This window comes from Paraburkholderia hospita (genome assembly GCF_002902965.1).
Classification (GTDB): domain Bacteria; phylum Pseudomonadota; class Gammaproteobacteria; order Burkholderiales; family Burkholderiaceae; genus Paraburkholderia; species Paraburkholderia hospita.
Genome location: NZ_CP026105.1, coordinates 42,000 through 54,991 on the forward strand (window position 1 = coordinate 42,000; position 12,992 = coordinate 54,991).

The 12,992-nt window shown below is 63.4% G+C and carries 12 protein-coding genes and 1 tRNA gene; 8 read left to right on the forward strand and 5 right to left on the reverse strand.

Features of this window, described 5'->3' with window-relative positions:
* The first annotated feature begins 29 nt into the window (after positions 1 to 29).
* The 6 genes from C2L64_RS00195 (at position 30) to C2L64_RS00220 (ending at position 4,064) form a co-directional block, all read left to right on the forward strand.
* A tRNA-Phe gene (locus tag C2L64_RS00195) sits at positions 30 to 105 on the forward strand.
* Between the two features lie 391 nt (positions 106 to 496).
* Complete coding sequence (gene queC, locus C2L64_RS00200) at positions 497 to 1,228, forward strand: 7-cyano-7-deazaguanine synthase QueC (protein WP_090834819.1); 732 nt, start codon at positions 497 to 499, stop codon at positions 1,226 to 1,228.
* 76 nt (positions 1,229 to 1,304) lie between these two features.
* Positions 1,305 to 1,937: a 7-carboxy-7-deazaguanine synthase gene (gene queE, locus C2L64_RS00205; protein ID WP_090834821.1), complete on the forward strand. Its 633-nt coding sequence runs from the start codon at positions 1,305 to 1,307 to the stop codon at positions 1,935 to 1,937.
* Positions 1,938 to 1,946: 9 nt separating this feature from the next.
* Positions 1,947 to 2,390 carry a 6-carboxytetrahydropterin synthase QueD gene (gene queD, locus C2L64_RS00210; RefSeq protein ID WP_085954608.1) on the forward strand — a complete coding sequence of 148 codons (444 nt, stop codon included), beginning with the start codon at positions 1,947 to 1,949 and terminating at the stop codon, positions 2,388 to 2,390.
* Between the two features lie 184 nt (positions 2,391 to 2,574).
* Complete coding sequence (locus C2L64_RS00215) at positions 2,575 to 3,357, forward strand: HpcH/HpaI aldolase family protein (protein WP_007581978.1); 783 nt, start codon at positions 2,575 to 2,577, stop codon at positions 3,355 to 3,357.
* Positions 3,354 to 4,064, forward strand: a complete 711-nt coding sequence (locus C2L64_RS00220) for a tetratricopeptide repeat protein (protein ID WP_007733352.1) — start codon at positions 3,354 to 3,356, stop codon at positions 4,062 to 4,064. Before C2L64_RS00215 ends, C2L64_RS00220 begins: the two co-directional genes overlap by 4 nt.
* Before the next feature lie 66 nt (positions 4,065 to 4,130).
* Here C2L64_RS00220 and rodA read toward each other — a convergent pair whose 3' ends face one another.
* From rodA to C2L64_RS00245, 5 genes are all read right to left on the reverse strand, one after another.
* A complete protein-coding gene (rodA, locus tag C2L64_RS00225; protein WP_007581982.1) occupies positions 4,131 to 5,279 on the reverse strand; it encodes a rod shape-determining protein RodA in 1,149 nt (382 codons plus the stop codon).
* A 10-nt stretch (positions 5,280 to 5,289) separates the two neighbouring features.
* Positions 5,290 to 7,692 (reverse strand): penicillin-binding protein 2, encoded by a 2,403-nt coding sequence (gene mrdA, locus C2L64_RS00230; RefSeq protein ID WP_079483938.1) that lies wholly within the window; start codon positions 7,690 to 7,692, stop codon positions 5,290 to 5,292.
* A 174-nt stretch (positions 7,693 to 7,866) separates the two neighbouring features.
* The gene (mreD, locus tag C2L64_RS00235) at positions 7,867 to 8,379 is read right to left on the reverse strand and encodes a rod shape-determining protein MreD (RefSeq protein ID WP_007581986.1); all 513 of its coding nucleotides are present in this window, start codon (positions 8,377 to 8,379) and stop codon (positions 7,867 to 7,869) included.
* Positions 8,376 to 9,503 (reverse strand): rod shape-determining protein MreC, encoded by a 1,128-nt coding sequence (gene mreC, locus C2L64_RS00240; protein WP_090834824.1) that lies wholly within the window; start codon positions 9,501 to 9,503, stop codon positions 8,376 to 8,378. Before mreC ends, mreD begins: the two co-directional genes overlap by 4 nt.
* Before the next feature lie 118 nt (positions 9,504 to 9,621).
* The gene (locus tag C2L64_RS00245; RefSeq protein WP_004189550.1) at positions 9,622 to 10,665 is read right to left on the reverse strand and encodes a rod shape-determining protein; all 1,044 of its coding nucleotides are present in this window, start codon (positions 10,663 to 10,665) and stop codon (positions 9,622 to 9,624) included.
* Between the two features lie 378 nt (positions 10,666 to 11,043).
* Here C2L64_RS00245 and gatC point away from each other — a divergent pair, with 378 nt between their 5' ends.
* Positions 11,044 to 11,343, forward strand: coding sequence for an Asp-tRNA(Asn)/Glu-tRNA(Gln) amidotransferase subunit GatC (gene gatC, locus C2L64_RS00250; protein ID WP_007582035.1), 300 nt, complete (start codon positions 11,044 to 11,046; stop codon positions 11,341 to 11,343).
* Positions 11,344 to 11,496: 153 nt separating this feature from the next.
* The gene (gatA, locus tag C2L64_RS00255) at positions 11,497 to 12,990 is read left to right on the forward strand and encodes an Asp-tRNA(Asn)/Glu-tRNA(Gln) amidotransferase subunit GatA (RefSeq protein ID WP_007743938.1); all 1,494 of its coding nucleotides are present in this window, start codon (positions 11,497 to 11,499) and stop codon (positions 12,988 to 12,990) included.
* Positions 12,991 to 12,992: the final 2 nt, after the last annotated feature.

The window sequence follows — 12,992 nt, forward strand, 5'->3', positions numbered from 1 at the left end:
AGTGCTTGCTATACTCTCGCTTCTTCGTTGGCCCGGTAGCTCAGTTGGTAGAGCAGCGGATTGAAAATCCGCGTGTCGGTGGTTCGATTCCGCCCCAGGCCACCAGGATTCAGCCCCAGGAAATCGCAAGATTCCTGGGGCTTTTCCTATTTGCGGGCAAGATGTCGTTCGCTGCGTGGGATGAGCGGCGCAGCGGCCGCGAGCGAGCCTCGGCGGCGCATGATAAAATCCCGCTGTATCAAGGACTTGCCACGTGTTCTTCGCAAGTCCTTTTTCGTTTCAGGTCCAAGGCATCGTGTAGCGTGAAACGCTCTGGCGGACGATCAGCGGTATAAGCCACAGCAGATTGGCGCGCGAAAGCAGCCGCCTATACTGCTTGAGCCAACGTCCGTGCCGGCCAGCGCCGAAGGGTCTCAAACAGGTCGCGAGGCCGGCCGCGAGTCGCCGCTCGCGCGCGGCCGCTGGCGCACGCAATCAACCTACACGGAGTTTCACGGTGACCCGCAAAGACGCCAAGAGTAGCGCGCTCGTGCTGTTTTCCGGTGGCCAGGATTCGGCCACGTGTCTCGCCTGGGCGCTGGATCGATTTGAAACGGTCGAAACGCTGGGTTTCGACTACGGCCAGCGACATCGCGTCGAACTCGAATGCCGCGAGGGATTTCGCAGCGCAGTTGCGCGTACGTTCCCCGAGTGGGGCGAGCGGCTCGGCGACGATCACATGATCGATCTGTCAGTGCTCGGCTCGATCAGCGATACCGCGATGACGCGCGAGATCGAGATCCACGCAGCGTCGAACGGCCTGCCGAATACATTCGTGCCCGGCCGCAATCTGATGTTCATGACGATCGCGGCGGCCATTGGGTATCGGCGCGGATTGCGCGTGCTGGTCGGCGGCATGTGCGAGACGGATTTCTCCGGCTACCCGGATTGCCGCGACGACACGATGAAAGCGCTGCAAGTCGCGCTGAACCTCGGCATGGACAGCCGCTTCGTGCTGGAGACGCCGCTGATGTGGATCGACAAGGCCGACACGTGGCGCCTCGCGCATGAGCTGGGCGGCGAAGAACTGGTCGAACTGATTCGCGTCGAGACGCACACGTGTTATCTCGGCGAGCGCGCGGAACTGCATGCGTGGGGCTTCGGGTGTGGCGAGTGCCCTGCATGCCGTTTGCGCAAGCGCGGTTACGAAGCGTATCTGAACGGCGAACAGGTCACGGAACCCGCTTGAACGGCGGTCGCAAGCAACAGCAAGCGGCACAAGCGCACATCAACAGAGCTTCACGGAGCATCGGGCAGAAAGCAGCATGACGTACGCGGTCAAGGAAATCTTCTACACGTTGCAGGGCGAGGGCGCGAACGCCGGACGCCCGGCCGTGTTTTGCCGGTTCGCCGGATGCAACCTGTGGTCGGGCCGCGAAGAAGATCGCGCCGACGCGGTGTGCCAGTTCTGCGATACCGACTTCGTCGGCACCGACGGCGAGAACGGCGGCAAATTCCGCACGCCTGAAGAGCTCGCGGCGAAGATTGCTTCGTTGTGGCCCGAAGGCGAAGGCCAGCGTTTTGTGGTGTGCACGGGCGGCGAGCCGATGCTGCAGATCGATCAGCCGCTCGTCGATGCATTGCACGCACAAGGCTTTGAAATCGCGATCGAAACGAACGGTTCACTGCCCGTGCTCGACACGATCGACTGGATCTGCGTGAGCCCGAAGGCTGACGCACCGCTCGTGCAGACCAGAGGCAACGAACTGAAAGTAGTCGTGCCGCAAGAAAACCAGCGTCTCGCCGACTATGCGAAGCTCGACTTCGACTATTTTCTCGTCCAGCCGATGGACGGCCCGTCGCGCGATATCAATACGAAGCTCGCCATCGACTGGTGTAAGCGTCATCCGCAATGGCGGCTGTCGATGCAGACTCACAAGTACCTGAACATTCCCTGATTTGCCGTGCTGACGATTACACGAAAACTCGAATTCGACGCGGGTCACCGCATTCCCGATCACCGCAGCCAGTGCCGCAACCTGCACGGCCATCGCTACGTGCTCGAAATCACGCTGCAAGGCGACCTCGTCGAAACGGAAGGTGCGCCGGATCGCGGCATGGTGATGGATTTCGCCGACGTGAAGGCGCTCGCGAACGAGCACCTCGTCGACAAGTGGGATCACGCGTTTCTCGTCTATGAAGGCGATACGCAGGTGCGCGGCTTTCTCGAATCGATGGCGGGCCACAAGACGATCGTGCTCGACCGCATTCCGACCGTCGAAAACCTCGCCGCCGTCGCGTTCGACATTCTCGCGAACGTCTACGACGCGCACTACGGCGTCAATCTGCGGCTGCATAAGGTGCGTCTCTATGAGACGCCGAATTGCTGGGCCGACGTCGTCCGCGACTAAACGGGTTATTGTCACGGTATGATCGTTTCGATAACCACACGGAGCGAGACATGCCGGTCACCGCGCTACGCTGCGGGCTCGACGCCCGCCAACATCCTCTAGTTGTTGACGTCGGCCTTTCGGGCCGCGTCGTCTTTTGCTCCAGCCTGATTGCGGCCACGCCTCACATCAACGGAGACGCGCGATGAGCACCTTCACGAATCCACTCAAGCTGCGTCTCAAGGACCCGGACCCGCTGTTCGGCCTATGGCTGTCGCTGGGCAGCGATAGCGCTGCGGAAGCGCTCGCGCACGCCGGTTTCGACTGGCTGCTGATCGACATGGAGCATGCGCCCAACGACAGCAGCGACGTCACCGGCCAATTGCGCGCGATTGCTGCGGCGCATCTGCCGACCGAGCCTGTCGTGCGTCTGCCCGCCGTCGAGCCGTGGCTCGTCAAGCGCGTGCTCGATGCGGGCGCGCGCACGCTGATGTTTCCGAACATCGAGACGGCCGACGAAGCGGCTCATGCCGTGCGCCTGACGCAATACGCGACGGCTGATGCACCCGATGGTCTACGCGGGGTCGCCGGCGCTGTGCGCGCTGCGGCTTATGGCATGCGGCGCGATTATCTGCAGAACGCGAACGCGCAGATCGCGAACATCGTGCAGATCGAATCGCAACGCGCGCTCGCAAATCTGGAGCAGATCGCGGCGACGCAGGGCATCGATTGCCTGTTCGTCGGACCGGCGGATCTCGCGGCGAGCCTCGGTCATCTCGGCGACTCGAAACACCCTGAAGTGCAGGACGCGATGAAGCATATTCTGGACGTCGCGCATCGTGCGCGTGTCGCGACGGGCATCTTCGCGATGGACGTCGCGAGCGCGCGGCAATACCGGTCGGAAGGCTTTCGCTTCATCGCGCTGGCCGCCGATGTGATGTGGCTGTTGCGCACCACGCGACAGGCACTGCAGGAGGCTCGGTCATGAAGCTGTTGTCGTTACGCGCGATGCGCATTGCAAGCCGTGCCATCGTGCTGACCGCTCTGACGGCGGGCGCGGCGGCACAGGCGCAGAGCAAGACGCCACCCGCGTCGGATATGGAAACGCAAACGGCCGTTGCCGATTACAACGCGGGCAATTTCACCTCCGCGCTCGCCGAGTTTCGCAAGGCCGCGCAGCGCGGCAGCCGCCTCGCCGAGTTCAACTACGCGATGATGCTGCTCAACGGCGAGGGCGCCCCTGCGAATGTCGAAGAAGGCAAGAAGTGGCTGCGCAAAGCCGCCGACGCGAACATGTCGCACGCGCAATACGTGTACGGCAAGATGTACGACGATGGCGAGTTCGTCGGGCGCGATCCTGCGGAAGCGCATCAATGGTTTCTGAAGGCTGCGCAGCAAGGGCATATCCAGGCCGAGCTGGCGCTGGCGAACCAGTTTCTCGATGGGCGCGGCACCGCGCGTGATAACCAGCAGGCGTTCTTCTGGTACAAGAAGGCGGCCGAGGGCGGCGACATGACCGCGCAGTACGTGACGGGCTCGTTCTACGAGCGCGGCGGCGATGGCGTGACGCAGAACCTGAACGTCGCGCGAGCCTATTACGCCGCGGCGGCCGCGCAGGGCGACCCGGCGGCGCGGCTCAAATATCAGCAGCTCAGCACCCAGTTACGCGAATCGCATGAAGCGAAGCCGCAATGAAAAACGGCGCCTGAAAACTTCAGGCGCCGTTTTGTTTTGCATGTCCGTATTGTTGGTGCTGTCGGGTCAGCTTTGCATCAGACGCTTCTGTCGCGCGACGCTCATGATGAGCCCGATCGCGAAACCGAGCGTCGTCAGCGCGGTGCCGCCGTAGCTCATGAACGGCAACGGCACGCCGACCACGGGAAGAATCCCGCTCACCATACCGATGTTCACGAACGCGTAGGTGAAGAACGCCATCGTCAGCGAGCCGGCCAGTAATCGGCCGAATAGCGTCGCGCCGTTCGCCGCGATGTACAACCCGCGCGCGATCAGCGCCATATAGAGCGTCAACAACACTATGCCGCCTGCCAGGCCGAACTCCTCGGAGAACACCGCGAAGATGAAGTCAGTGTGTTTCTCGGGAATGAACTCGAGGTGCGCCTGCGTGCCCTTCAACCAGCCCTTGCCAAGCGGGCCGCCCGAGCCGATCGCGATGACGGCCTGAATGGTGTGGAAGCCTTTGCCCAATGGGTCCGACGTCGGATCGAGCAGCGTGCAGATGCGGTGCTTCTGGTAGTCATGCATCAGCGGCCATTGCACTTCGGGCTGACAGATCTTGTCCTGGAACGTCGCGATTGCGCCGACAGCAATCACGCCTGCAATCAACACAGGGACGATCAGCTTGAAGCTCAGCCCCGCGAAATAGATGACGAAGAAGCCCGCTGCGAACACGAGCACGGCCGTGCCGAGGTCGGGCTGCTTCGCGATCAGCCCGACGGGCACCGCGAGAATTAGCACGCCGACGATGTAATCCCACCAGCGGATGTTGCCTTCGCGGCGCTGGTAGTACCACGCGAGCATCAGCGGGGTCGCGATCTTGAGAATCTCCGATGGCTGGATCACCACGCCGACGTTGATCCAGCGCTTGGCGCCCTTGCGCGTGAGGCCGAATAGCGCCACGGCAATCAGTAACGCGACCCCGAATGTGTAGAGCGGGACGGCGAAGCGCATCAGCGTCGTGGGTGGGATATTAGCCAGCACCCACATCAGCGCGAACGTCAGGATGATGTTGCGCAGCTGGTCTTCGACGCGGCCGGGCACGTCGAGGCTCGCGCTGTACAGCGTCACGATGCCGACGCACAGCAGCAGAAACACGATCAGTGCGAGCGGGCGATCGAAGCCCGCGAACATCTTCTTGAAGCGTTCGAGCCAGGCGCGCTTGTCGATTTGCATGCCTTTCTCCTTACTCGTCGATGCCGCCGGAAACGGGACCGCGCGGCACGGCCTGCGTTTCCTCGTTACGCGACGGCGCGGCAGCGACCGGCCGCGATTCGCTGGCCGGACGGGGTTTGCGTGGGGACTTGCGGGCGTCGGACGCCTTGACGGGTGCCGCAGCCGTGGTTGCTGCCGTGTCAGATGCAGCGGGCGACGGCGCGACTGTGGCCGATGCGACGCGCGGCGCCTTGGCCGGCTTCGATGCCGACGCGGCTCGCGGCGCTGCGGCTGAGGCAGCGACAGGCGCCGAAGCCGAGGCTGCGCCCGACGTCGCGACGGCGCCAGAAGCATCCGACGCAGGCGCCGCATGCGGCGTCGGTGCGCCCGCGGGCAACGGCAATGGCTTGAAGCCAGCCGCGACGGCGACAGGCTGAATGTCGCCGGTGGGCGCTACCGGCGCGCTACCGATGACGGGCGCCGACGTTTCCTCCGTCGCCGACGCAGCCGCCACGACGGCTGCCTGCTCGACGCCCGGTTTCATGCGGTCGACGAGGTAATAGTCGAGCACCCGCCGCGCGATCGGGCCTGCCGCTTGCGCGCCCCAGCCGCCATTTTCAACGATTAGCGCGACCGCGATTTTCGGATTGTCGGCAGGGGCAAACGCGATGAAGAGCGCGTGGTCGCGCAGATGTTCAGCGAGCGCGTGGCCGTGGTACTTCGCGCCTTGCAGCGAGAACACCTGCGCCGTCCCCGTCTTGCCCGCCGACACATACGCGGCATTGCGGAACACCTGATACGCAGTGCCCGATGGGTTCATCGTCACGTTTTCCATGCCACGCTTCACTACGTCGATATCGGACTGCTTCACGTCGATGCGTCCGTCGTCCTTCGGCACGGTAGCGCGCAGTGCCCGGGTGATCGGATTCTCGATCTCCTTCACAAGGTGCGGCTTCATCACCGTGCCGTTGTTCGCGAGCGTCGCCGTCGCATGCGCGAGTTGAAGAATCGTGTACGAGTTGTAGCCCTGGCCGATGCCGAGGCTGATCGTCTCGCCTTCGTACCAGCGCTGCTGTTCCGGCTTGCGATACGCCTTGCGCTTCCAGTCCGTCGAAGGCAGGATGCCGCGCGCTTCGCCGACGATATCGATGCCCGTTATCTGGCCGAAGCCCCACGGTTTCATAAAGCCGGCGATCGCGTTGACGCCGAGATCGTGCGCGAGCATGTAGAAGTAGGTGTCGTTCGACACCATGATCGCGCGATTCATGTCGATCCAGCCCTGACCCTGCGGCACGTCGTTGCGGAACGTGTGACCGCCGAACGTGTACGAGCCCGGATCCTGGAAGCCCCACTGCGGCGTGCGCTTATGCAGCGTCAGTGCGGCGAGCGCCATGAACGGCTTGTACGTCGAGCCGGGCGGATACGTGCCGTGTAGCGGACGGTTCAGCAGCGGGTGATCGGGCGAGTTGTTCAGTTCGTCCCAGGTCTGCTGGTCGATGCCGTCGACAAACGAATTCGGATCGAAGCTCGGTGCGGACACGAACGCGAGCACGTCGCCTGTCGATGGTTCGATCGCGACGAGCGCGCCGCGGCGGCCAGCGAACGCCTGCTCGGCGACCTGCTGCAAGCCGATATCGAGCGACAGCACGAGGTTATTGCCCGGCGTCGCCTGCGTACGCGACAGCGTGCGCACGGGCCGGCCGCCCGCCGTCACTTCGACTTCTTCGAAGCCTGTCAGCCCGTGCAACTCCGTCTCGTAGCTCTGCTCGACACCGATCTTGCCGATGTAGTCGGTGCCCTTGTAGTTGTTCGCGTCGAGGCGCGCATCGTAGTGCTCGGGATCGCTGTCGTTCTGATCGCTGGCGTCGTCGATCTTGTCCTGGTCGCGCTGCGAAATGCGCCCGATATAGCCGATCACATGCGCCGCCGTCGGTCCGAGCGGATATTGGCGGAACAGGCGGGCGCGCACTTCGACGCCAGGGAAGCGGAAACGCTGCGCTGTGAAGCGCGCGACTTCGTCGTCGGTCAGGCGTGTGCGGATCGGGAGGCTCTCGAAGTTCTTCGAGTCTTCCTGCAGCTTGCGGAAGCGCCGGCGGTCACGTGCGTCGATACTGATGACGGTCGCGAGATTGTCGATCACGTTGTCGAGCGTGTCGTTCAGCTTCGACGGCGTGAGTTCGAGCGTGTAGGCCGAGTAGTTCTTGGCGAGCACGACGCCGTTGCGGTCGGTGATGATGCCGCGATTCGGCACGATCGGCGCAACCGAGATGCGGTTTTCGTCGGCTTGCAGCGAATATTTGCTGTAGTGCCAGACCTGCAGGAACAGGAAGCGGAACACGATCAGCCCGAAGCAGACGAACACGAACAGCCCCGCCGCCGCGACGCGCAGGCGGAATTTCGTGAGCTGCTGCTGGGTGTCCTTGAATTCGGTCATGCGGTTGGGCAGGAACTGCCGGTTATGCGGTTTGATTCAATTCGGCGGCGAGGCGCCGGTGCGCTGCCGGGTTCTGCGCTGCGTCGTCCGGTTACGCAGCGCATTGCGTCGTCGAACGCTCGTGAAGGCGGCGAAAGCTTGGCGCGTTCATGAGCGGACGGGCGGCGCGGGCGATCAGATGGGCCGCGTATCGTCCGGATCGGCCGGACGGCGCTGCGGCATCAAAAGCAGAATGCTGGCGATGGGCCAGAGCGCCGCTTCGACAAACCCGTCGATCAGATAACCCCAGCCCGGAAACGATGCGCCCGTCAGCAGACGGATCACGAACGGCACGAGTTGCGCGACGACGAGCAGCGGCATCACTGCGAAAACCTGCACGCCGATCGACATCCACAGCACGCGGCGGTGGATCGTGATCGCGCCGTACGACAGCAGCGTGTAGGCGAGCGCGTGTTCACCGAGCAGGCTGGCGTTGTGCACGTCCATCAACAGACCGAGCATGAACGCGATGCCCATACCGACCTTGCGCGGTTGATGCACGTTCCAGAACAGCAGCACGAGCGCGACGAAATCTGGCACGCCGACCAGACGGCCCCACGGCATCATGTTCAGCAGGAAAGCGGCGGCCAGGCTGAACGCGATGAAATACGGATTGACGGGCTGCAGGATGTACTGCGGGCGATTCATTGCTTGGCCCCCTGATTTGCCCCTTGAGCGGCTTGAGGCTTCGCGCCCTTTTCAGTGGCCGGCTTCTTTTCGGTCGATGCCTTGGCCGCAGGTCTCGCCGACGATGCGGCTACCGGCGCAGCCGGTTTTGCAGCAGCCGCGGCTGCTGCAGGCGCCGACGCGGCGGCTGTCGGAGCAGACTTCGCGTCCTTTTCGCCTGGCTTGCCCTTGTCCTGCGCTTTCGCGTTCTTCTTTTTCGCTTCCTTCGCGGCCGCGGCGGGATCGGGTTCGTCGGCGGGGCGCGGCGGCACGTTGTTCTCGTAGTGTAGAACAAGCAGATCGCGAGCACCGCGCACAGGCGCGATGGGCTGGCAGATCACGCGCGCGAACGCCGTGTCCGCCTGTTTGTCGACGCGCACCACCTTCGCGACAGGCAGCCCCGGCGGATAGATGCCGTCGAGACCGCTCGTCACCAGTTCGTCGCCGGCCAGCACATCGGCGCTGATCGGCACGAAACGCAGGTCGAGCGCGTCGCCCTTCGGCGTGCCATAGATCACGCTGCGCAGACCCGTGCGGACAATCTGCACGGGGACGGCCTGGTCTTTGTCGGTGAGGAGCGTCACTTCAGACTGCATCGGGAACACGCGGGTCACCTGGCCGATCACGCCGTCTTCGTTGACGACGGGCGAACCGTCCCTGATGCCTTGCTGCGAACCGCGGCCAATCACAACCTTTTGCGTGAACGGATCGCGCGTGTCGTACTGGATTTCGGCGGGGATCGACTGCGTTGTCATCCGTTGCGACAGTTGCAGCAGATTACGCAGATGCGCGTTTTCCGCGTCGAGCTGGGCCGCCTGGTTGGCCTGCTGCGACAACTGCAGATTGCGTGTGCGCAACTTGTCGTTCTCGCCGCGCAGCGTCGCGCTGGTGACGGCGAGATCGGCGGCACCCATGAAGATGTCGCGCGGCACGAGCGCCGCGCGCTGCAACGGATACAAGCCCGCGCCGAGCACGCCGCGAACGATTTCGAGCGTGCGGAAACGCGCGTCGGAAATGAGCAGGGCGAGCGCCACCAGCACGAAGAAAATCAATCGTGCGAGAGCCGAGGGGCCTTGCTTGAATAGGGGCGGCGGACTGTATTCCATGGTCGCCGGGAGCGTGAGCGGTTGGGTGAGACGGCGGCGCGCTAGGCGCGCGCCCAACGCACAAAGGCTGGCGGAGCCAGCCTTTCAGTGCGCGCTGCAGACATGGAGACTGGCAACCTTACTCGTACGAGAAGATGCTGCCGAGCTTGTCCATGCGTTCGAGCGCCATGCCCGAGCCACGCACGACGCACGTCAGCGGATCTTCGGCGACCAGCACGGGCAGGCCCGTTTCTTCCGCCAGCAGGCGATCGAGGTCGCGCAGCAGTGCGCCACCACCCGTTAGCATCATGCCGCGCTCGGCGATGTCGGCGCCGAGTTCCGGCGGCGTCTGTTCCAGCGCGATCTTCACCGACGACACGATCTGGTTCAGCGGATCGGTCAATGCTTCGAGAATTTCGTTGCTCGAAATGGTGAAGCTGCGCGGAATGCCTTCCGACAGGTTACGGCCCTTCACTTCCATTTCCTTGACTTCCGAGCCCGGGAACGCGGAGCCGATTTCCTTCTTGATGGCTTCGGCCGTCTGTTCGCCGATCAGCATGCCGTAGTTGCGGCGGATGTAGTTGACGATCGCTTCGTCGAACTTGTCGCCGCCGACACGCACCGAACCCTTGTACACGATGCCGCCCAGCGAGATCACGCCGACTTCCGTCGTGCCGCCGCCGATATCGACGACCATCGAGCCCGTTGCTTCCGAAACCGGCAGGCCCGCGCCGATTGCTGCTGCCATCGGCTCTTCGATCAGATAGACCTGCGATGCGCCCGCGCCGTGTGCCGCTTCCTTGATGGCGCGGCGCTCGACCTGGGTCGAACCGCACGGCACGCAGATGATGATGCGCGGCGACGGCGAGAACATGCGCGATTCGTGAGCCGTCTTGATGAACTGCTTGATCATCTGTTCGGTCACGGTGAAGTCGGCGATCACGCCGTCCTTCATCGGGCGGATCGCCTCGATGTTGCCCGGCACCTTGCCGAGCATCTGCTTTGCTTCCTTGCCGACTGCCTGAATGGTCTTCTTGCCATTCGGGCCGCCTTCCTGGCGAATCGAAACGACGGACGGCTCGTCGAGAACGATACCTTTGCCACGCATATAGATGAGCGTGTTGGCCGTGCCGAGGTCAATGGCCAGATCGTTGGAGAAATAGCTGCGCAAAAAACCGAACATGCAAAATCCTGTCTCGCTGGGGGCCGGCCCTCGCATCGAAAGCGTAGGGCGGCAGCGGAAAAAAATTAGCAGCCTCATGTCCGGCCAAGTGCGCCGTAAGAAGCATGAAACTGCGAGGGAACGTACCGGAGGCTATCGCAAGGTAGCCGAACTGTCGTTCAGCGATCTCCGAAAATGTCAGAAAGGCCTTGGTAAGACGGTCCGGGTTTGGGTCGAACGCGTAATGATACCTTATAATTTTGCTTGATTTAAAGGAAACGAATGGCACTTTTTGCCGTCGCCGGCCCCAATTTCGAGGGCCTGCTCCAATGACCTAACCCGCTGTCGCAGCATCGTTTTTTCATCGTTGCGGCAGACTGCCACTTTTCCGGTGACTGCATGGCCCTGACTCTGACCGATGTGAAACGCATCGCCCACCTCGCACGGCTCGAATTGCCCGATGCCGACGCCGAGCATACGCTGACCCAGCTCAACGATTTCTTCGGCCTTGTCGAACAGATGCAGGCGGTGGATACAACGGGCATCGCGCCGCTCGCGCATCCCATCGAGCAGATCGAAGACGTGGCGCTGCGTCTGCGCAACGACGCCGTGACCGAAAACGTGAATCGCGACGATTACCAGCGTCCGGCGCCCGCTGTGCAGGACGGCCTGTATCTGGTGCCGAAGGTCATCGAGTAAGCGCCGCTGCAATGATTTAGCACAGGGTTGTGTGTCACGCGTGCGAATGTCGGCGCGCAACACAACCCGCACTGTTCGGCCCGGCCCGCCGGCGGGCGGCCGGAAGCCTTCACGGCGGCGCAGCGCGCCGTCGCGCTTTCCAGGAAAAACGCAATGCATGAAAAAAGCTTGACCGAACTGCGCGCCGCGCTCGACGCGAAGCAATGCTCCGCGGTCGAACTGGCGCAGACGTATCTGAAACGCATCGACGATCACAAGGCGCTGAACGCCTTCGTTCACGTCGATGCGCAACAGACTCTCGCGCAGGCGCAAGCCGCCGACGCGCTGATCGCCGCCGGCAACGCCGGTCCGCTGACGGGCCTGCCCATCGCGCACAAGGACGTGTTCGTCACACGCAACTGGCGCTCCACGGCCGGCTCGAAGATGCTCGAAAACTATACGAGCCCGTTCGATGCAACGGTCGTCGAGCGTATCGCGCGCGCGGGCATGGTGTGCGTCGGCAAGACCAATATGGACGAATTCGCGATGGGTTCGTCGAACGAGAACTCGTACTTCGGCCCGGTGCAGAACCCGTGGGATCGGAAGGCCGTGCCGGGCGGCTCGTCGGGCGGTTCGGCGGCGGCTGTCGCCGCGCGCCTCGCGCCCGCCGCGACAGGCACGGACACGGGCGGCTCGATCCGCCAGCCGGCGTCGTTCACGGGCATCACGGGCATCAAGCCGACGTATGGCCGCGTGTCGCGTTACGGCATGATCGCGTTTGCGTCGTCGCTCGATCAGGGCGGTCCGCTGGCGCAGACGGCCGCCGACTGCGCGCTGCTGCTCAACGCAATGGGCGGCTTCGACGAGCGCGACTCGACGAGCCTCACGCACGATCACGAAAACTACACGCGCTATCTCGGCCAGACATGGTCGGGCACAGGCAATGCCGCGGACAAGCCGCTCGCGGGCCTGCGCATCGGCTTGCCGAAGGAATACTTCGGCGCGGGCCTCGCCGACGACGTGCGCGCATCGATCGATTCCGCGTTGAAGCAATATGAAGCACTCGGCGCGACGCTCGTCGAAGTGTCGCTGCCGAAGACGGAACTGTCGATTCCCGTGTACTACGTGATCGCGCCGGCGGAAGCGTCGTCGAACCTGTCGCGTTTCGATGGCGTGCGTTACGGCCATCGCGCGGCCGAGTATCGCGATCTGCTCGACATGTACAAGAAGTCGCGCGCCGAAGGCTTCGGCCCCGAAGTGAAGCGCCGCATTCTGGTCGGCGCCTATGTGCTGTCGCACGGCTACTACGACGCGTATTACCTGCAGGCGCAGAAGATCCGCCGCATCATCGCGCAGGATTTCCAGGAAGCGTTCAAGCAGTGCGACGTGATCATGGGCCCGGTGGCGCCGTCGGTCGCGTGGGATATCGGCGCGAAGGGCGACGATCCTGTGCAGATGTATCTCGCGGATATCTACACGCTGTCGGTGAGTCTCGCCGGTTTGCCGGGCATGAGCGTGCCGTGCGGCTTCGGCGCGGGCGCGAATGCGCAGCGCCCGGTCGGCTTGCAGATCATCGGCAACTATTTCAACGAAGCACGCATGCTGCAAGTGGCGGACGCGTTCCAGCGCGTCACGGACTGGCATCGCAAGGCGCCGGCGGGAGTTTAAGC

What these genes read in the sequence shown, in the direction of transcription:
- queE (WP_090834821.1), top strand. Translation starts at nt 1,305, where the DNA reads ATGACGTACGCGGTCAAGGAAATCTTCTACACGTTGCAGGGCGAGGGC.
- C2L64_RS00215 (WP_007581978.1), top strand. Translation starts at nt 2,575, where the DNA reads ATGAGCACCTTCACGAATCCACTCAAGCTGCGTCTCAAGGACCCGGAC.
- C2L64_RS00220 (WP_007733352.1), top strand. Translation starts at nt 3,354, where the DNA reads ATGAAGCTGTTGTCGTTACGCGCGATGCGCATTGCAAGCCGTGCCATC.
- rodA (WP_007581982.1), bottom strand. Translation starts at nt 5,279, where the DNA reads ATGCAAATCGACAAGCGCGCCTGGCTCGAACGCTTCAAGAAGATGTTC.
- mrdA (WP_079483938.1), bottom strand. Translation starts at nt 7,692, where the DNA reads ATGACCGAATTCAAGGACACCCAGCAGCAGCTCACGAAATTCCGCCTG.
- mreD (WP_007581986.1), bottom strand. Translation starts at nt 8,379, where the DNA reads ATGAATCGCCCGCAGTACATCCTGCAGCCCGTCAATCCGTATTTCATC.
- mreC (WP_090834824.1), bottom strand. Translation starts at nt 9,503, where the DNA reads ATGGAATACAGTCCGCCGCCCCTATTCAAGCAAGGCCCCTCGGCTCTC.
- C2L64_RS00245 (WP_004189550.1), bottom strand. Translation starts at nt 10,665, where the DNA reads ATGTTCGGTTTTTTGCGCAGCTATTTCTCCAACGATCTGGCCATTGAC.
- gatC (WP_007582035.1), top strand. Translation starts at nt 11,044, where the DNA reads ATGGCCCTGACTCTGACCGATGTGAAACGCATCGCCCACCTCGCACGG.
- gatA (WP_007743938.1), top strand. Translation starts at nt 11,497, where the DNA reads ATGCATGAAAAAAGCTTGACCGAACTGCGCGCCGCGCTCGACGCGAAG.